This is a genomic window from Lentzea sp. HUAS TT2, from assembly GCF_051853195.1.
Taxonomy (GTDB): domain Bacteria; phylum Actinomycetota; class Actinomycetes; order Mycobacteriales; family Pseudonocardiaceae; genus Lentzea.
In genome coordinates this window covers 9,344,602-9,367,556 of sequence record NZ_CP196667.1, presented here as the reverse complement: position 1 = coordinate 9,367,556, position 22,955 = coordinate 9,344,602, and the positions used below count along the sequence as shown (strand labels likewise).

The window sequence follows — 22,955 nt, the reverse complement described above, 5'->3', positions numbered from 1 at the left end:
ATACAAAGCACGCTGCTCAACTCGTTCCGATCTAGCGGTTTTCCTACTGGTTGGTAGACGAGAGTGTGTACATCGATTGGGCGGCGACTGCCGCTGAGGTTGTCTGTCCGCGAGGAGAGAAGTCGTTGTTCAGTCGTGTAGCGATCGTCAACCGCGGGGAAGCCGCAATGCGGCTGATCCACGCCGTCCGTGAACTCGCAGCCGAGTCAGGGGAACGGATCGAGACCGTCGCCCTGTACACCGATGTCGACAAGTCCGCGCCGTTCGTCCGGGAAGCCGACCTCGCCTACAACCTCGGCCTGGCGGCGGACCGTCCGTACCTGAACCTCGAGGTGCTGGAGAAGGCGCTCGTCGAGACGAAGGCCGACGCCGCGTGGGTCGGCTGGGGCTTCGTCGCCGAGATCCCCGAGTTCGCCGAGCTGTGCGAGAAGGTCGGCGTCACGTTCGTCGGCCCGTCCGCCGAGGCCATGCGCAAGCTCGGCGACAAGATCGGCTCGAAGCTGATCGCCGAGGAGGTCGGCGTGCCCGTCGCGCCGTGGAGCCGCGGCGCCGTCGACGACCTGGAGCACGCCCTCAAGGTGGCCGAGGAGGTCACCTACCCGTTGATGCTCAAGGCGACCGCCGGTGGTGGTGGCCGGGGCATCCGCAAGATCACCACTCCCGCGGAGATGGAAGAGAACTTCGAGCGCACCAGCCTGGAGGCCGCGCGCGCGTTCGGCTCCGGCGTGATGTTCCTGGAGCGCCTGGTCACCGGCGCCCGGCACGTCGAGGTGCAGGTCATCGCCGACGGTCAGGGCACGGCGTGGGCGCTCGGCGTCCGCGACTGCTCGGTGCAGCGGCGCAACCAGAAGATCATCGAGGAGTCGGCCTCGTGCGTGCTGGAGCCGCACCAGGTCGACGAGCTGAAGTCCTCGGCGGAGCGGCTCGCGAACGCGGTGGGCTACCGCGGCGCGTGCACCGTCGAGTTCCTCTACCACCCCGGTGAGAAGCTCTTCGCGTTCCTCGAGGTCAACACCCGCCTGCAGGTCGAGCACCCGATCACCGAGATCACCACCGGTTTCGACCTGGTCAAGGCCCAGTTGCACGTGGCAGGCGGCGGCAAGCTCGAGGGTGCCAAGCCCGTCGAGCTCGGCCACGCCGTCGAGGCCCGCCTGAACGCCGAGGACCCGGACCGCGACTTCGCGCCGTGCCCCGGCACGATCGTTCGGCTGGAGCTCCCCGCCGGCCCCGGCATCCGCGTCGACACCGGTGTGGCCGAGGGCTCGCAGATCCCCGCCGACTTCGACTCGATGATCGCGAAGATCATCGCGTACGGCCGCACCCGCGAGGAGGCGCTGGGCAAGCTGCGCCGCGCGATGGCCGAGACGACGGTCATCATCGAGGGCGGCACGACGAACAAGAGCTTCGTGCTCGACCTGCTCGACGAGCCCGCCGTGATCGACGGCTCCGCCGACACCTCCTGGATCGACCGCGTCCGCGCCGACGGCGGCCTGATCTCGCACCGCCACTCCGCGATCGCGCTCGCCGCGGCCGGCATCGAGGTGTACGAGGACGAGGAGCAGATCAACCGCACCGAGCTGCTGGCGTCCGCGCGCGGTGGTCAGCCGCGCACGAACCACGAGGGCGCGGTCAAGCTGGAGTTCGTGCTGCGCGGCCAGCCGTACGTCGTGAACGTCGCCCGCGTCGGTGCCACGAGCTACCGCGTCGGCGTGTCCGCCGCGGACTCCGAGACCGTGCTGACCGGTGACGTCGACGTGGAGCGGTTCGACCACCACGTCGGCCAGATCACCGTCAACGGCGAGCGGTTCCGCGTCGTCACCGGCACGCACGGCCCGGTCCACCAGGTCGAGGTCGACGGGGTCACCCACCGCGTCACCCGCGACGAGGGCGGTGTCCTGCGCTCGCCGATGCCCGCGCTCGTCGTCGCCACGCCGCTCGCGGTCGGCGCCGAGGTCGAGGCCGGTGCGCCCGTCCTCGTGCTCGAGGCGATGAAGATGGAGACGGTGCTGCGCGCGCCGTTCCGCGCACGCCTCAAGGAGCTGAACGTCGTCGTCGGCACCCAGGTGCCCGCCGGTGGCGCGCTGCTGAAGCTGGAGGAGATCGAGGACGAGGACGGCGCCGCCGAGGTCGCGAAGACCGACTCGGCCGTCGAGCTGGAACTGCCCGCGCCGCGCACGGGCGTGCGGCCGGAGGAGCTCGTCGCGGACGGCCTCGACGACCTGCGCAACCTGTTGCTGGGCTTCGACACCACCGCCTCGGAGACCGAGCGCGTGCTGACGAACTACATGGGCGCGCGGCACGACCTGCTGGAGCGGCCGCTCGTGCAGGAGGCGCAGCTGCTCGGCATCTTCGCCGACCTGTGCGACCTCTCGCGCAACCGTCCCGCCGGTGAGGACTCCAAGCCGGAGAACCACATCCACTCCCCGCGCGAGCACTTCCACACGTACCTCAAGACGCTCGATGCCGACCGCGCCGCGCTGCCGGAGGGCTTCCGCGCCCGTCTGCAGAACGTGATCGGTCACTACGGCATCACCGAGCTCGACCGCACGCCGGAGCTGGAGCAGGCCGTCTTCCGGATCTTCGTGGCGCTGCGCCGCGGCGTGTTCGACGCGGCCGTCGCGACGACCCTGCTGCGCCAGTGGGTGCAGGAGGCGCCGCCGGTCGAGTCAGAGCAGGTCCAGATCGGCCTGGTGCTGGAGCACATCGTCGCGGCGACGCAGGTCCGCTACCCGGCGGTGGCCGACCTCGCCCGCAGCGTCGTGTTCACCTGGTTCGCCCAGCCGCTGGTGCGCCGCAACCGCGCCCGCGTGCACAGCGAGGTCCGCAAGCACCTGATCCACCTCGACTCGCAGCCCCAGGCCGCCGACCGCGAGGAGCGGATCGTCGCCATGGTGGCGTCGGCCGAACCGCTGGTGCGCCTGCTCGGCCAGCGCATCGGCAAGCCCGGCGCGGACAACACCCCTCTGCTGGAGGTGCTGGCCCGCCGCTACTACACCAAGAAGGCGCTGGAGAACCCGCGCGTGAACGGCGCGTTCTTCCTCGCGGAGAACGAGCCGGAGCAGACCCGGCTCATCTCGACCGCGGTGGAGTTCCCGTCGCTGACCGACGCCATCGGTGACGTCGTCAAGCACGGCACCGGCAGCGCGGTCGTCGCGGACCTCTACGTCAACTGGCCCGACGGTCCGTCCGACCAGGACGAGATGGCGGCCGGCCTGGGTGCCGCCCTGGCCGCGCACCAGCTGCCGCCGACGATCACCCGCATCACCACCACCGTGGCCGGTCGCCGCGGCGAGTCGATGCACCACCACTTCACGTTCCGCCCGTCTTCCAACGGGTTCGCGGAGGAGAGGCTGGTGCGCGGGCTGCACCCGCGCATCGCCGAACGCATGCAGCTGGAGCGGCTGCGGGAGTTCGACCTCACCCGGCTGTCCTCCGTGGACGAGGACGTGTACCTGTTCCGCGCGGTGGCCAAGGCGAACAAGTCCGACGAGCGGCTCGTGGCGCTCGGCCAGGTCCGCGACCTGACGCCGTTGCGCGACGACGAGGGCCGGATCGTGGCGCTGCCCGCCGCCGAGGACGTCCTGGCGACCTGCCTGGACGGCATCCGCAGGGCCCGCGCGCAGGCCGGTGGCCGCACGCGCCTGGCCACGAACCGCGTGGTGCTCTACGCGTGGCCGCCCACCGAGCTCGGGTCGAAGGACCTGGACGCGGTCGCCCAGCGCGTCCTGCCGACGACCGCGGGCCTGGACCTGGAGGAGGTCCTGTTCCTGGCCCGCCGCAGGGACCCCGTCTCCGGTGACGTCACCGACATCGGCGTGCGGATCGCGAACGACGCCGGTGCCGGCGTGCGGTTCTCGTTCGTGCAGCCGCCGACCACCCCGATCCAGCCACTCGACGACTACCGCCAGAACGTCCTGCGCGCCCAGTCGCGCGGCACGATCTACCCGTACGAGCTGGTCGACATGCTCGTCGGCGACGGCGGTTCGTTCGTGGAGCACGACCTCGTCGACGGCGCGCTGGTGCCGGTCGACCGCCCGCGCGGCGGCAACAAGGCGGGCATCGTCGTCGGTGTGGTGACCACCCCGACCCCGGCCTACCCCGAGGGCATGAAGCGCGTGGTGCTGCTCGGCGACCCCACCAAGTCGCTGGGCGCGCTGGCCGAGCCCGAGTGCTCGCGGGTCATCCACGCCATCGACCTGGCGGAGGAGCTCTCCGTTCCGCTGGAGTGGTTCTCGCTGTCGTCCGGCGCGAAGATCTCGATGAGCTCCGGTGTCGAGAACATGGACTGGGTCGCGGCCGCCCTGAAGCGGATCGTCGAGTTCACCCAGGACGGTGGCGAGATCAACGTCGTCGTCAACGGCATCAACGTCGGCGCCCAGCCGTACTGGAACGCCGAGGCCACGATGCTCATGCACACCAAGGGCATCCTGGTCATGACCCCGGACTCGGCGATGGTGCTGACCGGCAAGCAGGCGCTCGACTTCTCCGGCGGCGTCTCGGCGGAGGACAACTACGGCATCGGCGGCTACGACCGCGTCATGGGCCCGAACGGCCAGGCGCAGTACTGGGCCCCGAACCTGCGCGCGGCGTTCGACGTGCTGCTGGGCCACTACGAGCACAGCTACATCGCGCCGGGCGAGTCCTCTCCGCGCCGGGTGTCCACTTCGGACCCGTCGGGTCGCGATGTCTCGTCCTACCCGCACGTCGTCGGCGACAGCCCGTTCAACACCGTCGGCGAGATCTTCTCGATCGAGTCGAACCCGGACCGCAAGAAGCCGTTCGACATCCGCACCGTCATGCGCGCGTTGTCGGACCAGGACCACGAGGTGCTGGAGCGCTGGGCCGGCATGGCCGACGCCGACACCGCCGTCGTGCAGGACGTGCACCTCGGCGGCATCCCGGTGACGCTGCTGGGCATCGAGTCGCGCGGGGTGTCCCGCACCGGCTTCCCGCCCACCGACGGCCCGGACACCTACACCGCGGGCACGTTGTTCCCGAAGTCGTCGAAGAAGGCGGCCCGCGCGATCAACGCGGCCTCGGGCAACAGGCCGCTGGTGGTGCTGGCGAACCTGTCCGGCTTCGACGGCTCGCCGGAGTCGATGCGGGAGCTGCAGCTCGAGTACGGCGCCGAGATCGGCCGCGCGATCGTCAACTTCCGCGGCCCGATCGTGTTCACCGTGATCTCGCGGTACCACGGCGGTGCGTTCGTGGTGTTCTCCAAGGCACTGAACCCGTCCATGACGGTGCTCGCGGTCGAGGGCTCCTTCGCCTCGGTCATCGGCGGCGCGCCCGCCGCGGCCGTGGTGTTCGCCCGCGAGGTCGACGGCCGCACGGCCAACGACCCGCGCGTGAAGAAGCTGGAGTCCTCGGTGGCCGAGGCGTCCGGTGCCGAGCGGGCGGCGCTGACCGCCGAGCTGGCGACGACGCGGCAGGGCGTGCGGACCGAGAAGCTGAACGAGATGGCCGCCGAGTTCGACCGGGTGCACAGCGTGCAGCGCGCGGTGGAGGTCGGGGCGGTCGACGCGATCATCTCGGCTGCCGAGCTGCGACCGGCGATCATCAAGGCGATCGAGGACGGGCTCGCGAAGTAGTTCTGGTAGTGGGGGAGGGCCCGGTCACTCGGTGGCCGGGCTCTTCTCGTTCGTCACCCCGAACGGGATGTGCACGCACGGCACCGTCTGGACCAGGTGCCCGCGCTGGTCGTCGAAGAAGATGTGCGGCTTGAGCACGTCCAGGATCGGCGCCTTCCTCAACCCTCCCAAGAAGAACGCGTCGTTCACCGTCAGCCCCCACGCCTTGAGGCTGTTGATCGCCCGCTCGTGCGCCGGAGCCGACCGGGCGGTCACGACCGACACCCGGATGCGGTCCTCCGCCTGCCGCTGGATCCGGTTGATGCCCGCGAGGAAGTTCCTCAGCGGACCGGGATCCAGTGGCGTGACGACGTTCGTGGCCTCGTGCTGCTGGAACTGGTCGAGCCCGCCGCTCTGGTAGACCCGCTCGGCCGCGTCGTCGGCCAGGACGCCGTCGAAGTCGAACGCGATGCGCAGCGCCGGGTCGTCGTCGTCCTGGAACGACGACTTGAGCACCTGGCCCGCCGGGAGGCCGGCAAAAGTCGCTTTGCGGACGTCGGATTCGTTGGCGGACAGGAACAACGACATGTTCAGCGCCGGCATGAACTCGTGCGGTGCGCGGCCCTCGGTGAAGATCGCGCGGGTGATCGTGAGGCCGTGGTGGGCCGCCGACCTCAAGATGCGCAGGCCCGTGTCGGGGGAATTGCGCGACAGCACGATCACCTCGACGAGCGGGCCCAGCGTGTTGAGCTGGAGGAGTCTGCGGATGAACGGGAACGCGACGCCGGCCGCGAACGGTTCGGAGAGGTGCGCCTCCTGGTAGGCGCGGTAGGCGTGTTCACCCTCGGCCTCGAACACCGCGTCGGAGGAGGACAGGTCGAACAGAGCGCTCGACGCGATGCCTACTACCAGCAGGTTCTCCAGGCTGGGTGCCACATCACGTGATCGTAGCCGCCTGGTCCGCGCTTTTCTGGTACGGTCGTACCAATGTACTGGGTTGTGCTCGTGGCCTCCGGGGTGCTGGAGGCGGTGTGGGCCACGGCGCTCGCCGCGTCGAACGGGTTCCGGCGGCCGTGGCCGGTGGTGGTGTGGGCCGTGACGATGACGCTGAGCCTCGTCGGGCTCGCGTTCGCGATGCGGGGGATCCCGGTCGGCACGGCGTACGCGGTGTGGGTCGGCGTGGGGGCCGTGCTCACGGTGCTCGTCGCGGTGCTGCGCGGTGAGGAGAAGCTCGGGGTGGCCAGGGCGTTGCTGCTCGTCGCGTTGATCGGCTGCGTCGCGGGCCTGAAGGTGGTGAGCTGATGTACTGGGCCGTGTTGCTGGTGAGTGCCGTGCTCGAAGCGGTGTGGGCGACGGCGTTGTCCCAGGGGGCCTACGTGCTCTTCCTGGTCGCCGCGACGCTGAGCATGATCGGGCTTTCCGTTGGCATGAAACGCATTCCGGTCGGGACCGCGTACGCCGTGTGGGTCGGCATCGGTGCTGCCCTGACCGTGACGTGGGCGATGATCACCGGTGAGGAGCCGGTCTCCGTGTGGAAGATCGTGTTCCTCACCGGGATCATCGCCTGCGTCATCGGACTGAAGTTCCTGAAGTCAGGATCCTCAGGCGTTGATGGTCCACCGCTGGTTGGCGGTGGCGGCGCAGTCCCAGAGCTGGAGCCTGGTGCCGTCGGCGGAGCTGTTGCCGGTGGCGTCGAGACACCTTCCTGACGCCGTGTTGCGCAGCTGGCCGTTGGACTCGGCGGTCCACTGCTGGTTGCCCGCACCCGTGCAGTCCCAGAGCTGGGTCACCGCGCCGTTGGCGGTGCCCGACGCGTCGAGGCACTTGCCCAAGGCGCGCAACGTGTTTCCGTTGCGAGACCACTGCTGGGCGTTGGTGCCGTTGCACGCGTAGAGCTGCACTGCGGTGCCGTTGGCGGAGCTCGCCGCGGCCACGTCGACGCACTTGCCGCCGAAACCGGTGATGGTGCCGCCGGTCGGAGGCTGGGGGTTGCCGTTGCCTGCGGTCTCCCAGATGGCGTTGAGCAGGCTGGTGCTGCCGGTCGTGTCCTGGGAGAGCTCCCAGTTCATGATGCCGCCCGCGTTCGACAGCGCCCACGTCGTCTTGCGCTTGATCGTGGGGATGCCGTTGTACTGGTTGCCGTTGTAGCTGTCGCGGTTGGCGTTGGCCGGGTCCTGCGCGACCAGGTCGCGGTAGGAGATGTAGGTCGGCCGGCTGTAGAACGGCACACCGAGGACGGCCTTGCTCGCCGGCAGTCCGCGGTTCTTCCAGAAGTTGACCGAAGCGATCGACCAGTCGTAGTTCGCGTGCGGGCTGCCACCGTCGTAGGCCATGATGTTCAGCCAGTCGACGACGCCGAACACCGCGGGCTGCACGCCGTTCGCCGTGCCACCCTCGCTCACGACCGCGGCCGTGAGCAGCTTGCCGCGGCTGTGCAGCTCGTTGCCCAGCTGCGTCATCAGCGAGGTGTAGTTGTTGCCCTCGGCGCCTGGGTCCGGGTACTCCCAGTCGATGTCGACACCGTCGAGGTTGTACTGGTTGACCAGGTTGATCAGCGCGTTGACGAACGTCGTGCGACCGTTCGCGCTGGCGGCCAGGATCTCGAAGTTGTCGTCGTTGCCGTCGTTCCAGCCACCGACCGCGATCGAGACCTTGACGCCGTTCTGGTGGCCGAGGCTCACCAGCTGCTGCAGCTTGCCGGGGTCCGGCACGCCCTGGAGCGTGCCGTTCGAGTTCGGCAGGACGAACGAGTAGTTGATGTGCGTGAGCTTGCTGTACTGGATCGAGCTGACACTGCCGGACCACGACGGCATGTAGCCGACGCTCTTGAACCCGGCGGGATAGGCGGCCTGCGCGGCAGGCGCCATGACTGTCACTGTCGCCGCGGCGGCGGCCAGCGCGAGGCCGGCTGCACCGAGGCGTGAACGGAATGAACGCATTGCAGGGGAGGCCTTCCACTTCGTCGAGCGCCCACCGCGACGTTAGTGGTCTAGACCGGTTGCTGGAAGATCGACTGGGGACCGGAACTGGTTCCGGTCCCACCGCGGGGAAGTCAGCGCAGGTGGGAGGCGCCGTTCACGTCGATGATCGTGCCGCTGGCCCACAGCGCGTTCTCCGTGGTCAGCCACGCGACCGCCGCGGCGACCTCCTCGGGTTCGGCGACGCGGCCGAACGGGCTCTGCGCCTTGATCGCGTCGCCCGCCTCGCCGGCGAGCAGGCCGGTGACCATGTCGGTCCGCACGAAGCCCGGTGCGACACCGGCGACCGCGATGCCCTGCGGCGCCAGGGACTGCGCGAGCGACTGGGTCATCGCGTGCAGGCCGGCCTTCGCCGCGCCGTACGCGGGGGCGTCGGGCTCACCCCGGTAGGCGCCCCGCGAGCCGACGTTGATGATGCGGCCGCCGGTGGTCATGTGCCGCACCGCGTGCCAGGCGAGGTCGGCGGGACCGTACAGGTTGAGCTCGATCGTGCGGCGCCAGGCGTCCTGCCACTCCTCGAAGCTGGTCGTGGCGATGGGGTGCAGGAAGTAGACGCCCGCGTTGTTCACGAGGACGTCGAGGCCGCCGAGCTTCTCGACGGTCTCGGCCACCACCTGACCTGCCTGGTTCGCCCCGAGGTCGCCCTGGACGGTGACGTGGCCGTCGCCGGGAAGGCCCTGGGCGACGGCCTGCGCCTCGTCGGCGCCGGAGCGGTAGTGGACGGCGACCTGGTGGCCGCCTTCCGCGAGGGCGAACGCGATGGCGGCGCCGATGCCGCGGGATGCTCCGGTGACGAGTGCGCGTCGAGTCATACGGCCATCATCCCTGGCTGTTGATCAGCCACTTGCCGTTCTGCTGCACGAACGTGAAGGTCGGCGTCTCGGTCATGGCGACGTTCGCACCCTGCATGTACTGCAGCGTCACGGTCACGGCGTTGTCGCCCTGCGGCACGAAGTTCGACAGCTGCACCGAGGTGTACTGACGCCAGAACGACTGGTAGCCGTCGTAGTTCAGGTTCCGCCCGGCCTTGAAGCTCTCGGTGAGCAGGGACCAGCCGGTCTGCAGGTCGCCGGGGATGAGCGCGTAGTAGGCGGCGATCGCCTCCGTGGCGTTCTTCGGCCCGGCGGGCGGCTCCGGCTGACCCTGGCTCGGCGTGTTCGCCGGAGGGTTCGTCTGGGTGCCGGGCGGGGGCTGCGTCTGGCTGTCCGCGGGCGGCTGCTGCGGCTGGGTCTGGCTCGTCGTCTGCTGGTTCGTCTGGGAGGCGGGATCGGTCTGGCTGTTGGTCGGCGAATTTGCGTTGTTCTGGTTGCCGACCTTGGGCCACAGCAGGAACGAGCCGACGCCGACGGCGATCACGAGCAGGACGATCAGGATGGGGACCAGCGGGAACTTGCGGCGGTTCTCGTCGGGTTCCGCCGGGGGCGCGGGTGGGGGGCTAGCGGGGAGCACCGGCGTGGGCGGCTGCGCGACGGTCTCGCGGACCACCGGTGGCGGGGTCGCGATCGGAGCCGCCACCGGCGCCTGCTGCTCCACGGGAGCAGGTGCCTCTACCGGCGCCGCCACCTCGGCCACCGGTGTCGTCGCCTCAGGTTCCGGCGTCGGCTCGGGCTCGGGTTCGGGCTCTGCCTGGGGCTCTGCCTTGGGCGGTGCGGTCAGACCGGCCGCCTCAACGGCAGCCGCGCCCGCGATCAGACCGGCCGCGGCTGCGGCGGCCTCCTGCTTCGCCTTCTCCTCCGGCTGGGCCTCCACCGGCAGCTTGACCGTCGCCGGGATGATCACGGTCGCCTCGGACACCTGCGGCGTCTCGTTCACGACGGCGGCCAGCAGGTGGACGGCCTCCTGCATGCTCGGACGGCGTTCGGGATCGGTCGCGAGCAGGCGGAACAGCACGGGGGACAGCAGGGGACCCGCGTTGGCCGGAGGCATGATCGAGCCGCCGGCGACGCGGTGCAGCATCACGAGGTGGTTCTCGGCGGTGCCGAACGGCGGGCCGCCCTCGACGGCGTTGTAGAGCGTGGCGCCGAGCGAGAAGACGTCGGAGGGGAGACCGGCGTCCTCGCCGCGCGCCACCTCGGGGGAGAAGAAGGCGGGCGTGCCGACGGTGCCGGTCGCGGTGGCGGTGCCGTCGTCGGTGGCGCGGGAGATGCCGAAGTCGGTGATCTTGACTTCCTGGTCGCCGATCAGGACGTTGCCGGGCTTCACGTCGCGGTGCTGGATGCCGTGGCGGTGCGCGGCGGCCAGTGCTGCGGCGGTGTAGCAGCCGATGCGCGCCACCTCACGGGGTGGCAGCGTGCCCTGTTCGGCGATGACGGCGGCGAGGCTGCGGGAGGGGAGGTACTCCATGATCAGCCAGGGGCGGCCGTCCTCCTCCACGACGTCGTAGACGCGGATGGCGTTCGGGTGCTCCAGGCGGGCGGCGAGCCGGGCCTCGCGCATGGCCCTGGCCTTCGCGCGGTCCACCCTGGCGTCGTCGAGGCCGTCCAGCGCGAGCAGCTCCTTGGCCGCGACCACGCGATGAAGTTGCTCGTCGTAGGCCTGCCAGACGACTCCCATCGCGCCCTGGCCGACCTTCTGCTTCAACTGGTAGCGGCTCCCAATGAGCCTGCTGCTCTCCTCCACGCGGGTGCACCCATCCCCTCTTATCACTCACAAGTGTGACGGCTCCCGCGTTCGTCGTTGACCATAACCCCACTTAGGGGTATATATGGGGTTATGCCGAAAATCAACGTGTACCTCCCCGACGAGCTGGCCGAGTCCGTGAAGGACATGAACATTCCCGTCTCCGCCATCTGTCAGCGGGCGCTCGAAGGCTCGGTCAAACGGATCGTCGCGATCAGGGCGTTCGGCATCGAGGACCTCCGGCGGGAGAAACCACCCCATCTCACCGACCGAGCCTGGAAGGCGCTCCAGATCGCCGCCGAGAGCGCGCAGGGCGCCGAGCTCGGCACGGCCCACCTCCTGAACGGCATCGTCAAAGAGGGCGAGAACCTGGCGTTGGACGTGCTCCGCGCACTGGACGTCGAACCGCGCGGCCTGCCTTCGTGGATTCCCGCGGACAACGGCGGGAAACCGGGGTTCTCCGCCGACGGCGCCGCCGCCCTGGAGCTCGCCGTCGTCGAGTCCATCGCGCTCGGGCACAACTACGTGGGCTGCGAGCACCTGCTGCTCGGCATCGTCGCCGAACCGGACGGCAGGGGCGGCGAGGAGCTGCGCGAGCTGGGGGTTGACATCAAGGGCGCGCGGCGGGCGGTCCAGACGGCGCTCGCGGGCATCGTCCACCTCAAGAAGCAGCAGCAGGCGGCCCCGGACGCGGCGAAGGTCCTGGAGATGATCATGACCCGGCTGGCCCGCCTGGAGCAGCACGCGGGTATCGGCTGACGAGCTCCGCGCCGATGCGCGCCAGGTGCTCGGCCACCTCCGGCGACTCGACGGTGATCAGGCCGCCCCACCCGGCGACGTTGCGGGCGATGTCGAGCGGCCGCGGCGCCGTCAGCTCCACCCGCGTGTACTCGCCCCGGTCCTCCACGACCGTGCAGTGGCGGCCGTGCTGGTGCTGGAAGACCTTCAGGAACCTCGTGGGCACCAGCACGGACGCCGACGTCTCCGAGCGCTTCTCCTCGACGGCGGTGACGACCTCGCCCCAGGCGCCGGCCAGTTCGAAGTCGGCGGGCCGGGAGGCCGGGGTGTCGGTGAAGGCGACGGCGGTGACCCGGTCGAGCCGGAACGTCCGCCGGCCCTCATTGGTGCCGGCGATGAAGTACCAGAGGCCGTCCTTGTCCACGAGTCCCCACGGGTCGACGACGCGTTCCCGGGGCTCCTCGCCGCGTTTCCTGTAGGTCAGCCGGACCTGCACCTGCTTGACCACGGCCTGCTGCAACGCGCTGACCAGGCCGGGCCTGTCCAAGGTGACCTCGCCCCACCCCGCGGGGTCGACGATGGTCGCCTCGGCGGCGGCCTCCGCCTCGGCGCGGAAGGTCTGCGGCAGCGCGCGGACGAGCTTGCGCAACGCCGACTTGATCTGCGGGGCCACCGAGGCGGCCGGCCCGGCGACCAGGAACAACGCCTGGGCCTCCGCGGAGGACAGGCCGCTCAGGTCGGTGCGGGCACCGCCGACCAGCGACCAGCCCCCACCTCGTCCCGGCTGGGGGTACACGGGTACCCCCGCCGCGGACAGCGCCTCGAGGTCCCGCCGGGCGGTCGCGTTGGAGACCTCCAGCTCCCTGGCCAGCTCGGCGGCTGTCACCCGGCCGCGAGCCTGCATCAGCAACAACGTGGCGACTAGACGGTCTGCGCGCATGTCTCCAGGTTCTCGCTAAAAGTGCTCATTTGATGAGCACTTTACGGCGGAGGCTTGGACTCACACACAGAGAACGAAGATCTCCTGGAGGCAGTTGTGTTGCGAGGAATGTCGACCGTGTCCTACTTCGCCGACGACCTGATCGAGGCCCGCGACTGGTACGCGCAGTTCCTCGGGGTCGACGCGTACTTCGAGCGGAGCACCCCGGACGGTGTGCTCGCCTACGTCGAGTTCCGCATCGGCGACTACCAGGCCGAGCTCGGCATCGTGAGCCGCCGGTTCGAGGTGACGCCGTCCGACGGGCCGGCGGGGGAGATCCTCTACTGGGCGGTCGACGACCTCGACGCGACGTTCGCGCGGCTGCAGGAACTGGGCGCCAAGGTCCACGACGAACCGCAGGTGCGGGGCCCGGGGTTCGTGACGGCGTCCGTGGTCGACCCGTTCGGCAACATCCTCGGCGTCATGACGAACACGCACTACCTGTCGATCGCCGAGCAGAACCGGCGCGGCTGAGAGCGTTTTCCGCGGATGCGGCAGGAGGCCCGCTCCTGCCGCATATCCTGCCGGGATGACGACGCGGCTCGCCATCACCGGACATCGCGGGCTCTCCGCCGAACTGGAGGCGGAGGTCGACCGGATGATCCGCGCCGAGGTGACGCGCGACGGTGACGTGGTGGGCGTGTCGTGCGTCGCGGACGGCGCCGACGCGGTGTTCGCGCAGGCCGTGCTGGACGCGGGCGGGACGCTCGTCGCCGTGCTGCCCGCGTCGAGGTACCGCGAGACGTTGCCCGAGGACTACCGGCCGGTCTACGACGGGTTGCTCGCGCGGGCGGCCAAGATCGTGCAGCTCGAGTTCGTCACGCCGGACCCGCACGCCTACATGGAGGCGGGCAAGCGGATGGTCGACGAGTCCGACGCGCTGCTCGCCGTGTGGGACGGGCTCCCGGGACGCGGACCCGGCGGCACGGCCGACGTGGTGGCCTACGCGCGGTCGAAGGGTGTGCCGGTCACCGTTCTGTGGCCCGAGGGCGCCGTCCGCTGAGCGTTCTTCCCAGCAGTACGCGGAACAACACGGCTGGCCGGAACAGCGCGGCCGGGTGGTCGAGCATCTGCGAGACGCGGATGAACGCGTGGTAGACCCGCCGGTTGCCGGGCACGCCCTCGAACGCGCGGCCGGTGTACCAGCGCAGCAACCGGGTGCCCAGCGGGAGTTTCCTGGCGCTCCAGCCGAGGTCGGAGGTCGTCGCGGACGTCCACGGGATCTTGGCGGTCCTGGCGATCGCGCGCTGGAACACCAGCGGTTCACTTGACAGGTCGTGCTCCTGCAACAGGGTCCGCAGGGTCGTGCAGTTCAGGGCGGCGAGCGTCAGGCCCTGGCCGTGCACGGGGTTGAGCGACATCACGGAGTCGCCGAGCGCGAGCAGGCCGCGCGGCCAGTTCGGCACCTGGTGGAAGCGGTTCCACCGGCTGCGCAGGTTGCCGGCCTGGTAGATCTTCGACACCGGGGTGGCCGTTTTGATGATCTCGGCGATGTCCTGGCAGTGCAGGGTCGTGGCGTAGTCGAGGAAGCCGTCGTCGTCGGTCGGGGCGGCGTCGCCGTCCGCGCCGAACAGCGTCAGGAACCACTGGTCGCCGTCCACAGTGGACACCGAGCCGCCGCGGCGGGCGTCGGGGGCGTGGGTGATCTCGAAGGCGGTCTTCCAGTCGAGCTTCAGGTCGCGGTTCACCTCGTAGAGGCGCGAGGTGAAGGTGACGTGGCCGTTGACGATCATCGGCGCCGGGCAGTGCACGCCGAACTCCGCGAGCCACGACACGAGCTTGCTGTCGCGACCGGAGGCGTCGACCACGAGGTCGGCGTAGTCGGCGAACGGCCGGTCGCCGCGCCGGCCGTGCACCCCGGTGACCGTGCCGCGGTCGTGCAGCAGGCCGTCGACGGCCACACAGTCCACAAGGGACACGTTCGGGAGTCTCAGCACGCGGCCGCGGATGATCCGCTCGATCATCACCCGCGTCATCGAGAGCACGCTGAGGCCCAGGTAGTCGCGCGGCGCCCAGCCGGACGGGCCGCGGATCAGGAAGTCGCTGCCGAGGTCCGCGCGGACCGCGCCGGCGTCCTCCATCTCCTCGCCGAGCCTCGGGAAGAGCGTCTCCAGCGCCTCCGCCCCGCGTGCCAGCAGCGCGTGCGGGTGACAGGCCTGCGGGGTGCCCGCGCGGTAGCCGGTGTCGGGGGAGATCGCGTCCCGTTCGACCAGCACGACGTCGCCGTACGACTCGGCCAGCACCCTCGCCGCCAGCAGACCCGCGAAGCCGGCGCCGATGACGAGGGCACGGTCAGAGTACATGGCGGCCATGCTGGCAGAACGGCCCCTGCGGCGGATCCGCCGCAAGTCCTGTGTTTCGCCACCCGTCAAGACAGCCTCGCGACCAGTTCCGCCCGGCTGCGCACGCCGAACTTGGCGAAGAGCGACTTGAGGTGGTCCTGCACGGTGTAGGGCGAGATGTCCAGCCGCGCCGCGATGCCCGAGGTCGGCTGCCCGGCGAGCACCTCGTGGCAGACGTCCTCCTCGCGGCTGGTCACGCCGTGCGCCTTGAGCAGCAGTCCCAGCAGGTCCGCGCCCGACGCGCGGCTGATCGTCACGGCCGCCTCACCGCCGTCCCCCGCCTCGTCGCTCACGAGCTCGCTCGCCTCGAGCAGGATCCAGCCGCCGTGCGCGTCGCGGACCCTCGCGGTGAACGCCCCGGACCGCGCTCCGGCCGCCGCAGCCCGCAGCATCACCGCGAACCGGCCCGGTGCGACGTCCTCCAACTCTTCGCGCCACCGCGCGGTGGCCGCCGTCGAGGCCCGGATCGTGCCGTCGCGGGCGACCACGACGATGGCGGGCGTGCCGCCGCGTCGGGCCGCGGTGCGCGCGGCGACTCGGGTAGCGGCCCCCAGGGCGGGTGCCACCGAGGTCATGAACTCCAGCTCGCGTTCGCTGAACTCGCCGGTGCGCACCATTCCCGCACCGCCCCAGCAGGTGTCGTCGGCCCGGAACAGCGACCGCAGCTCGTGGCTCAGACCGAGCGGCCGCCAGACCTCGTTGAGCCGCGTGGACCGCTTGTCCTCGAGCCTCGCCACGGTGTCTCCGCGCTGCGCCAGCGACGCGAACGTGTGCGGTTCGCCCGGCGTGTACTCGCAGGTCGCGAGCACCGGTTCGTACTGCTGGGGGATGCGGTCGACGCCGCTGGTCATCGTGCTGATCACGCCGGAGTCCGGGTCCATCGAGGCCCAGCAGGCGAGGTCGCACGGGACCACCCGGTCGACGAGGGCGATGGCCGCCTCGTGCAGCCGCGCGACGTCGAGCCCCGCGCCCGCCAGTGCCGTGACGTCGCGTCGCACGCTCAGCGCCCGACCCTCCCACATGGAAGGCAGTATGCGCCCGCTTCCGGCGGTGCGGGATCCCAGTTTTCCGGGATACCACGGCTCTTCGCCCACGCGAAGGCTTGTTCGCATGCTGACCACCGCAGGCGAGGGCGAGGTACTCACCGTGCCCGACGCGACGATCACCGTCCGGATCTCCGGCAGGCACACGGGCGGCACCTACGAGTTGTTCGAGGTGGACGCGCCACGTGGAGAGGCCGCGCCACCACACCGAACGCCCTGGCCAAAGGCTTACTACGTGCTGCACGGACGCATGGCCGTGTTCCTCGACGGCGAGTTGTACGACCTGTCGCCGGGCGACGCGATCACCATCCCGCCCAACGCCTCGCACACGTTCACCGTGCACACGCCGTCGGTGCAGTTCCTGGCGTTCGCCGTCGGGGAGGTGATGGGTGCGTTCTTCCGCGACCTGTCCGGGAACGGCATGGAGGCGTTGGCGCGCTTCGGGGTGACGCAGTGAGCGTCGTGGCCCAGGTCGCCGCGGCGGTCGCGGCCCTGGTGCACGTGGTGGTGTGGGTGTGCGAGGCGTTCCTGATCGGGCGCGTGCACCACTCGATGTTCCGGCAGCCCGCCGAGGACGTGCCGGCGATCCGGCTGTGGGCGTTCGGGGTGGGGTTCTACAACCTGTTCCTGGCGTGCGGCCTGATCGTGGGGCTGTTCGCGCTGCACGGCGGGCAGGAGCTGGTCGGGCGCACGCTGATCTTCTACGTGTCGTGGTTCATGGTGGCGGGCAGCGTGGTGCTGGCCGTGGCCGATCAGCTCTCGCTGAGCCGTCCGCGCAACCAGGCGTGGGGAGGCGTTGCGGCGGAGGGGATTCCGCCACTGGTCGTGCTGCTGTTCGCCTAGGCTTTCGCTGACGCGAAAATGGGGGGAACGGTTCGTGAAGACAATCGAGTTGCCCGACGGGGCGGTGATCACCGGGCGTGGCCTGCGTGACGGCAGGATCGTGGAGCCCTACCCCCACTACGGGGTGTACCTGCAGCCCAAGCCCGTCGACGTGCCGTGGCCGCACGACTGGATCGACTGGCCGGACTTCCGCCTGCCCCGCGACCACGACGCCGCGATCGCGCTGATCCGCACCCTGCACGCCAGGGCGTTGTCCGGCGAACCGGTCGAGGTGGCGTGCAGCGGTGGCATCGGCAGGACCGGCACGGTGATCTCGTGCCTGGCCGTCCTCGCGGGGGTGCCGGCGGACGAGGCCGTGGCGTGGACGCGCGCGAACTACCACCGGCGTGCGGTCGAGACGCCGTGGCAGAAGCGCTGGGTGAGGAACTTCCCCGTTTAGTGGTCGACCGCGGAACGCTTGTGCACCAGCTCGACGACCTCCGGCGGCACCGAGTCGCCGGCCGCGAGCAACCGGGGCAGCAGCGCGGACTCCGTGGTGACGGCGCGCAAGTACAGTTCGACCGTGACGTCGTGGTCCGGCCGGTGCACGACGGTGATCTCGTCGCCAGGCCCGGCCAGTCCCGCCTCGAGCACGCGGAAGTAGGCGCCGGGGCGGCCCTGCTGGGTGAACCGCTTCACCCAGCCCCGCTGCCCGAGGAACTCGGCGAACGTGCGGCAGGGGATGCGCGGCCCGCTGACCTCCAGCAACGCCGTGCCGATCCGCCACTGCTCGCCGACCAGCGCGGTCGTGTGGTCGATGCCCTGGGTGGTCAGGTTCTCGCCGAACTGCCCGTTGTGCAGCGGCACGTCCAGCTCGGACTGCCACCAGTCGAGGTCCTCGCGCGCGTAGCCGTAGACGGCCTGGTACTCGCCGCCGTGCGCGGACCAGTCGGCGATCGAGTCACCCTCGACGCCGCTGCCCGCCGTGCCCTTGGGGCCGGCCGGGCTGATCCGCAGCGGTCCGTCGACCGGGCGTTTGTCGATGCCGGTGGCGCCCGCGCGGGCGTGGTCGGCCGGGACTGTCTTCTGGGCGACGTTCAGCGAGAGCACTACGGGCATGATCCCCAGGCTATTGGCCGACGGCCTTCGCGGCGATGGAATTGACGTAGTCCTGGTAGATGCCCACCTTGTGCGTGATCAGGTCCATGCACTCCTGCAGCTGCACCATCTGCTGGCGGACGCGCTCCTGGTGCTCCTGCAGGATGCCGAGGCGCTGCAGCTCGTTGCCGTCGCCCTGGCGGACCAGGTCGGTGTAGCGGCGGATCTCCGGCACGGGCATCCCGGACATGCGCAGCATGATGCACATGCGCAGCCAGTCGACGTCCTGCTGCGTGTAGATCCTGCGTCCGCCCGGTCCTCTGTGGACCTGGTGCGCCAGGATCCCTTCCTTCTCGTAGAAACGCAGCGCGTGCACGCTGAGTCCGGTGCGTTCGGACACCTGCCCGATGCTCAACCCCATTCCCCGAGTTTAGGTTCTTGACCTAGAGGCGGCTCTAGTTCGTAGGTTTCTCGCCATGAACATGCGCTATCGCGTTCTCGGGGGAACCGGCATCGAGGTCAGTCATCACTGCCTCGGCGCCATGATGTTCGGCTCCGTGGCCAACAACGACCACGAAGAGGGCGTGCGGATCATCCACCGCGCCCTCGACGCGGGCATCAACTTCGTCGACACCGCCGACATGTACTCGGCGGGCGACTCCGAGGAGATCGTCGGAAAGGCTCTGAAGGGCCGCCGCGACGACGTCGTGCTGGCCACCAAGGTCCACTTCCCGCTGGGGGAGGGCCGCAACCGCAGCGGCAACTCGCGCCGGTACGTCCTGAAGGCCGTCGAGGACAGCCTGCGCCGGCTCGACACGGACTGGATCGACCTCTACCAGGTGCATCGGCCCGACTACACGACCGACGTCGAGGAAACGCTGTCGGTGCTGACGGATCTGGTGCGGGCCGGGAAGATCCGGGCGTTCGGGTGCTCGACGTTCCCGGCCGAGGAGATCGTCGAGGCGCACCACGTGGCGATGAACCGCGGGCTGATGCGGTTCCGGTCGGAGCAGCCGCCGTACTCGATGCTGGCGCGCGGGGTCGAACGGTCGGTGCTGCCGACCGCGAAACGGCTCGGGATGGGTGTGCTGGTGTGGAGTCCACTGGCCAGCGGGTTCCTGTCGGGCAAGCACCGCCGGGGAGCGTCGGCGGAGGCGTTCCGGGCGACGCTGACCCCGGAGCGGTTCGACGAGTCGCTGCCGGGCAACGCGGCGAAGTTCGACGCCGTGGAGCAGTTCGCGAAGCTCGCCGACGAGATGGGGGTGTCGCTGCCCGCGCTGGCCATCGCGTTCGCGACGACGCATCCGGCGGTGACCTCGGCGATCACCGGTCCGCGCACGATGGAGCAGCTGGAGTCGTTGCTGGAGGGCGCCTCGCTGGTGCTGACCGACGACGTGCTGGACCGGATCGACGAGATCGTGCCGCCCGGCGTGGACACCTACGACGTGTCCGGTGGCTGGAAGCCCGCGTCGCTGCTGGATCTCCACCAGCGACGCAGGCCGCTCGCTCAGCGCTAGTGGTGTGACTCGGCTCGTTGGCGACCGGCAACGTTCCGAGCCACGCCACTGCTCACCACTGCTGGGTGCTCAGGCCGGTGCCCAGGTAGATCTGGTCGTACCCGTTGCCGTCGTTGTCGTCGGTGTAGACGACGGTGACGCGGCCCCACGGGTCGACGCCCACGGCGGGTTCGTCCTGCCTGCCGGTGGCGTTCGAGACCGTGAGCTGCCGTTCGGGACGGCCCGTGGTGGTGCCGTCGGGGTTGTAGACGCTGGTGTGGACGTCCTGCGCCTCCGTCGTGGTCACCGCGACGCCGAGCTGGTCGTCGATGCCGATCTGCGGGTCGGTGCCGGTGGTCTGCGCGACGGCGCCCCGGGAGACCCCGGCCGCCGTGAACGACTGCGCGCGGACCCCGGACTGCTCCCAGGCGACCGCGAAGTCGCCGTTGAAGTTCGCCGCCACGGCGGGGCGTGCGCCCTGCCCCGTCGTGGTCTGCGCCTGCTTGACGCCGCCGGACGGGGTGACGATCTTGCGGGCGACGTTCGCGTCCGCCTCCCACACCACGATCGCGTTGCCCGCGGCGCCCATCGCCACCTGGGGCTTGGCGTGGGTGCCACCGGCGTTGTTGACCTGGGCCTCGTAGGTCTTGGAGCTGATGGACGCGAACATGCTCACCCGCGCGGTGGGCGCGGCCGTGCCCTGCTTGTCCTCCCACGTGACCGCGAAGCCGGCGCCGTCCGGATCCGCCGCCACGCTGGGGAAGTACTGCTGGCCGTCGGCGCTGGCGTTGGCCGTGCCGGAACCCGACACGGTCCCGGTCGCGCTGACGGAGCGGACGGCGATGTTGTAGTAGCCGTTGCCGTCCGGGTCCTCCGACCACACGACGACCGCGCTGCCGTTCTCGTGCAGCGAGACGTCGGGCTGCCAGTGGCGCCAGTTGCCGGTGCCGCCGGTGCTCAGCTTCTTCTCGTAGACCGCCGTCCCCTCCTTGAAGAGGCGGATCCAGACGTCCGAGTGGATCGGGTCCTCGGGGGCGGTGGTGTCGCGGTCGTCCTCCCACACGACGGCCGTGTAGCCGTTGCGGGTGGTGCTCACGGCCGCGTTGTCCTGGTCGCCGGTCGAGTCGCTGTTGACCGTGGACCACGTCATCGGTGCGGGTGCCAGCAGAAGGCTCGCGATCAGCAGTGTCTTCACGGCGCCTGCAATCCGGGGTTCGTGGCCTCGACGACGTAGCTGCCGACGGTCTTGACCGGGTAGTCGCGCACGGTGACCTTGTCGACGGCGCGGTAGTCGACGCGCATCTCCGTGCTGGTGGTCTGCGTCTTCACGTAGCCGCGCAGGTTCTTGAAGTACTTCACGTGCGGGTTCAGCGTCGGGTTGAGGCTGTTGTCGGCCGCGTTGCCGTCACCACCGGACGTGATCGAGGTCGTGACGAGCTCGGTGCCGATGATCCGGTTCTGCGACTGGTAGTTCTGCATGATGTTCGCGCCCCAGCTGCGGTGCACGTCACCGGTGAGCACGACCGTGCCCTTGTTGCCGTTGGTGTCCCAGGCGTTCTGCAGACGCGTGCGGTTGGCGGTGTAGCCGTCCCACGCGTCCATGCTCTTGGAACCGTCCGCGGCGGCGAGGCGTTGCGCGAAGAACACCTGCTGGCCCAGGAAGTCCCACGTGCCGAGCTTCTGCCGCAGGCCGTCGATCAGCCACGTCTCCTGCGACGTGCCGGTGAGCGTGCGGGCCGGGTCGTCGGCGGCGGGGCAGACCTTCGTGCCGTCGCCGCACGCCTGGTCGTTGCGGTACTGGCGGGTGTCGAGCATGTGGAACGTGGCGAGGCTGCCCCAGCGGACCCTGCGGTGCAGCAACATGTTCGCCGCGTTCGGTGCCTGGGCGCTGCGTAGCGGCATGTGCTCGTAGTACGCCTTGTAGGCGGCCGCGCGGCGGGCCGTGAAGTCACCGGCCGGGCTGCTGTCGTTGCGGACGAGGTTCGCGTAGTTGTTCTCGACCTCGTGGTCGTCCCAGACGACCAGCCACGGTGCGCTGGCGTGCGCGGCCTGCAGGTCGGGGTCGGTCTTGTACTGGGCGTGGCGGACCCGGTAGTTCGCGAGCGTGCTGATCTCGCTCGCGGGCGCGAACTGGCGGACCTTCGTGGTGGTGGCGGCGCCCTCGTAGATGTAGTCGCCGAGGTGCAGGATCAGGTCGGGGTTCTCCTCGGCCATCCGGCGATACCCCGTGAAGTACCCCTCTTCGTAGTGCGCGCACGAGGCGAAGAGCATCGTCAGCGCGGGCGACGTGCCGACGGCCGGTGCGGTGAGGGCGCGGCCGACGGGGGAGATGTGGCCACTGGTGCGGAAGCGGTACCAGTACTCGCGTCCCGGCTCCAGGCCGGTGAGGGTGACGTGGACGGCGTGGGCGCCTGCCTGGGTGGTGGTGAACGTGCCGGTCTGGGCGATGGCGGTGAAGCGCTCGTCGGTGGCGACCTGCCATTCGACGGCCGTGTTGGTGTTCGGCATGCCGCCGAGGCCGTCGGCGTTCAGCGGGTTGGGGGCGAGCCGGGTCCAGATCACGAACCCGTCCGCCGCGGGTTCGCCGGACGCGACGCCCAGGGTGAAGGGATAGCCGATGGCGTTGGCCAGTGCGGGAAGGAGAACCCCGGCGCTCGCTCCCGCGAGGCCGCCCACGATGAAGGTACGTCTCCGTAACGTGGTCATGACCCGCAGGCTTACCGAACGCGGGTAAAGGCCCGCCTAACGGCGTGCGGCTTCAGAGTGGTTTCCCACCAAGCAAAAGCGGCGTAGTCGTCGTGGTAGATGTCGAACGCGTCGGCGAGCAGCTCGGCGGCGCACAGCGGCAGGCCGGTGTCGCGGACGGCGCGGTAGAGCAGGGCGACGTGGTCGCGGGACCAGGTCTCGAGGCACAGGCCGGGTAATCGCTCCGCCTCGCAGCACGGGTGCGCGCACACGACGATGTCGAACCACTCGTCGTCGTGGTCGTTGAACTCGACCGTGACGCCGAAGCGGTCGGGGTGCAGTGCGGTGACCCTGCTGCGGCGGGTCTCGTAGTGCAGCGGATGGGGCAGTGCCGCGAGCCTTTTGGCCGCGTGGCGGTCCGGGCCGGTGAGCACGACCGGTTCGTGGTGGGAGCCGTGGTCGAGCACGACGACGTCCCAGGTGCTGCGGGTGAGTCTGAGCGCGGTGGCGAGGCCGGAGATCCCGGCTCCCACGACGAGTGCTGTGGCCATGACCAGCCCCTTCCCCTAGGATTGAGGCTAGCGA

General features: G+C 70.1%; 22 protein-coding genes. 10 read left to right on the top strand and 12 right to left on the bottom strand.

Features of this window, described 5'->3' with window-relative positions; genetic code table 11:
- The first annotated feature begins 125 nt into the window (after positions 1-125).
- Complete coding sequence (locus ACSHWB_RS44235; protein ID WP_439659323.1) at positions 126-5,591, top strand: carboxyl transferase domain-containing protein; 5,466 nt, start codon at positions 126-128, stop codon at positions 5,589-5,591.
- A 24-nt stretch (positions 5,592-5,615) separates the two neighbouring features.
- Here ACSHWB_RS44235 and ACSHWB_RS44230 read toward each other — a convergent pair whose 3' ends face one another.
- A complete protein-coding gene (locus ACSHWB_RS44230; protein WP_439659322.1) occupies positions 5,616-6,506 on the bottom strand; it encodes a 5'-nucleotidase in 891 nt (296 codons plus the stop codon).
- A gap of 51 nt (positions 6,507-6,557) precedes the next feature.
- On the opposite strand from ACSHWB_RS44230, the gene ACSHWB_RS44225 reads away from it, so the two are divergent.
- Together ACSHWB_RS44225 and ACSHWB_RS44220 are read left to right on the top strand one after the other, a co-directional pair.
- Positions 6,558-6,872 (top strand): DMT family transporter, encoded by a 315-nt coding sequence (locus ACSHWB_RS44225; RefSeq protein ID WP_439659321.1) that lies wholly within the window; start codon positions 6,558-6,560, stop codon positions 6,870-6,872.
- Positions 6,872-7,279: a DMT family transporter gene (locus ACSHWB_RS44220; RefSeq protein WP_439659320.1), complete on the top strand. Its 408-nt coding sequence runs from the start codon at positions 6,872-6,874 to the stop codon at positions 7,277-7,279. Before ACSHWB_RS44225 ends, ACSHWB_RS44220 begins: the two co-directional genes overlap by 1 nt.
- Here ACSHWB_RS44220 and ACSHWB_RS44215 read toward each other — a convergent pair.
- From ACSHWB_RS44215 to ACSHWB_RS44205, 3 genes are all read right to left on the bottom strand, one after another.
- Positions 7,172-8,437, bottom strand: a complete 1,266-nt coding sequence (locus ACSHWB_RS44215) for a glycosyl hydrolase family 18 protein (RefSeq protein ID WP_439659319.1) — start codon at positions 8,435-8,437, stop codon at positions 7,172-7,174. The genes ACSHWB_RS44220 and ACSHWB_RS44215 overlap by 108 nt on opposite strands.
- Positions 8,438-8,622: 185 nt before the next feature.
- On the bottom strand, positions 8,623-9,360 hold the full coding sequence (locus ACSHWB_RS44210; RefSeq protein ID WP_439659318.1) for an SDR family NAD(P)-dependent oxidoreductase: 738 nt from the start codon (positions 9,358-9,360) through the stop codon (positions 8,623-8,625).
- Between the two features lie 7 nt (positions 9,361-9,367).
- A complete protein-coding gene (locus ACSHWB_RS44205; RefSeq protein WP_439659317.1) occupies positions 9,368-11,167 on the bottom strand; it encodes a serine/threonine-protein kinase in 1,800 nt (599 codons plus the stop codon).
- 93 nt (positions 11,168-11,260) lie between these two features.
- On the opposite strand from ACSHWB_RS44205, the gene ACSHWB_RS44200 reads away from it, so the two are divergent.
- Positions 11,261-11,926 carry a Clp protease N-terminal domain-containing protein gene (locus ACSHWB_RS44200; protein ID WP_439659316.1) on the top strand — a complete coding sequence of 222 codons (666 nt, stop codon included), beginning with the start codon at positions 11,261-11,263 and terminating at the stop codon, positions 11,924-11,926.
- Here ACSHWB_RS44200 and ACSHWB_RS44195 read toward each other — a convergent pair.
- Positions 11,880-12,845, bottom strand: coding sequence for a helix-turn-helix transcriptional regulator (locus ACSHWB_RS44195; protein WP_439659315.1), 966 nt, complete (start codon positions 12,843-12,845; stop codon positions 11,880-11,882). The genes ACSHWB_RS44200 and ACSHWB_RS44195 overlap by 47 nt on opposite strands.
- Positions 12,846-12,953: 108 nt before the next feature.
- Here ACSHWB_RS44195 and ACSHWB_RS44190 point away from each other — a divergent pair, with 108 nt between their 5' ends.
- Entirely contained in the window at positions 12,954-13,358 is a 405-nt protein-coding gene (locus ACSHWB_RS44190; RefSeq protein WP_439659314.1) for a VOC family protein, read from the top strand.
- A gap of 55 nt (positions 13,359-13,413) precedes the next feature.
- Positions 13,414-13,887 carry a hypothetical protein gene (locus tag ACSHWB_RS44185; RefSeq protein ID WP_439659313.1) on the top strand — a complete coding sequence of 158 codons (474 nt, stop codon included), beginning with the start codon at positions 13,414-13,416 and terminating at the stop codon, positions 13,885-13,887.
- On the opposite strand, the gene ACSHWB_RS44180 is transcribed toward ACSHWB_RS44185, so the two are convergent.
- The gene (locus tag ACSHWB_RS44180) at positions 13,853-15,187 is read right to left on the bottom strand and encodes an FAD-dependent oxidoreductase (RefSeq protein ID WP_439659312.1); all 1,335 of its coding nucleotides are present in this window, start codon (positions 15,185-15,187) and stop codon (positions 13,853-13,855) included. The two genes, ACSHWB_RS44185 and ACSHWB_RS44180, sit on opposite strands and share 35 nt — an antisense overlap.
- Before the next feature lie 65 nt (positions 15,188-15,252).
- The gene (locus ACSHWB_RS44175) at positions 15,253-16,248 is read right to left on the bottom strand and encodes a response regulator transcription factor (RefSeq protein ID WP_439659311.1); all 996 of its coding nucleotides are present in this window, start codon (positions 16,246-16,248) and stop codon (positions 15,253-15,255) included.
- A gap of 88 nt (positions 16,249-16,336) precedes the next feature.
- Here ACSHWB_RS44175 and ACSHWB_RS44170 point away from each other — a divergent pair, with 88 nt between their 5' ends.
- The 3 genes from ACSHWB_RS44170 to ACSHWB_RS44160 are packed head-to-tail and all read left to right on the top strand — an operon-like array spanning position 16,337 to position 17,551.
- On the top strand, positions 16,337-16,726 hold the full coding sequence (locus ACSHWB_RS44170; protein WP_439659310.1) for a cupin domain-containing protein: 390 nt from the start codon (positions 16,337-16,339) through the stop codon (positions 16,724-16,726).
- Positions 16,723-17,112, top strand: a complete 390-nt coding sequence (locus ACSHWB_RS44165) for a DUF1304 family protein (protein ID WP_439659309.1) — start codon at positions 16,723-16,725, stop codon at positions 17,110-17,112. Before ACSHWB_RS44170 ends, ACSHWB_RS44165 begins: the two co-directional genes overlap by 4 nt.
- 34 nt (positions 17,113-17,146) lie before the next feature.
- Positions 17,147-17,551 (top strand): protein-tyrosine phosphatase family protein, encoded by a 405-nt coding sequence (locus tag ACSHWB_RS44160; RefSeq protein WP_439659308.1) that lies wholly within the window; start codon positions 17,147-17,149, stop codon positions 17,549-17,551.
- Here ACSHWB_RS44160 and ACSHWB_RS44155 read toward each other — a convergent pair.
- Together ACSHWB_RS44155 and ACSHWB_RS44150 are read right to left on the bottom strand one after the other, a co-directional pair.
- Positions 17,548-18,210, bottom strand: a complete 663-nt coding sequence (locus ACSHWB_RS44155) for an MOSC domain-containing protein (protein WP_439659307.1) — start codon at positions 18,208-18,210, stop codon at positions 17,548-17,550. The genes ACSHWB_RS44160 and ACSHWB_RS44155 overlap by 4 nt on opposite strands.
- A 10-nt stretch (positions 18,211-18,220) precedes the next feature.
- Positions 18,221-18,610, bottom strand: a complete 390-nt coding sequence (locus ACSHWB_RS44150) for a MerR family transcriptional regulator (RefSeq protein ID WP_439659306.1) — start codon at positions 18,608-18,610, stop codon at positions 18,221-18,223.
- Positions 18,611-18,671: 61 nt separating this feature from the next.
- Here ACSHWB_RS44150 and ACSHWB_RS44145 point away from each other — a divergent pair, with 61 nt between their 5' ends.
- Positions 18,672-19,706, top strand: a complete 1,035-nt coding sequence (locus ACSHWB_RS44145; RefSeq protein WP_439664776.1) for an aldo/keto reductase — start codon at positions 18,672-18,674, stop codon at positions 19,704-19,706.
- A gap of 52 nt (positions 19,707-19,758) precedes the next feature.
- On the opposite strand, the gene ACSHWB_RS44140 is transcribed toward ACSHWB_RS44145, so the two are convergent.
- The 3 genes from ACSHWB_RS44140 to ACSHWB_RS44130 are packed head-to-tail and all read right to left on the bottom strand — an operon-like array spanning position 19,759 to position 22,921.
- The gene (locus ACSHWB_RS44140) at positions 19,759-20,880 is read right to left on the bottom strand and encodes a hypothetical protein (protein WP_439659305.1); all 1,122 of its coding nucleotides are present in this window, start codon (positions 20,878-20,880) and stop codon (positions 19,759-19,761) included.
- A complete protein-coding gene (locus ACSHWB_RS44135) occupies positions 20,877-22,391 on the bottom strand; it encodes an alkaline phosphatase D family protein (protein ID WP_439659304.1) in 1,515 nt (504 codons plus the stop codon). The genes ACSHWB_RS44140 and ACSHWB_RS44135 overlap by 4 nt, the downstream gene beginning before the upstream one ends.
- A gap of 11 nt (positions 22,392-22,402) precedes the next feature.
- Positions 22,403-22,921, bottom strand: coding sequence for an FAD-dependent oxidoreductase (locus ACSHWB_RS44130; protein ID WP_439659303.1), 519 nt, complete (start codon positions 22,919-22,921; stop codon positions 22,403-22,405).
- Positions 22,922-22,955: the final 34 nt, after the last annotated feature.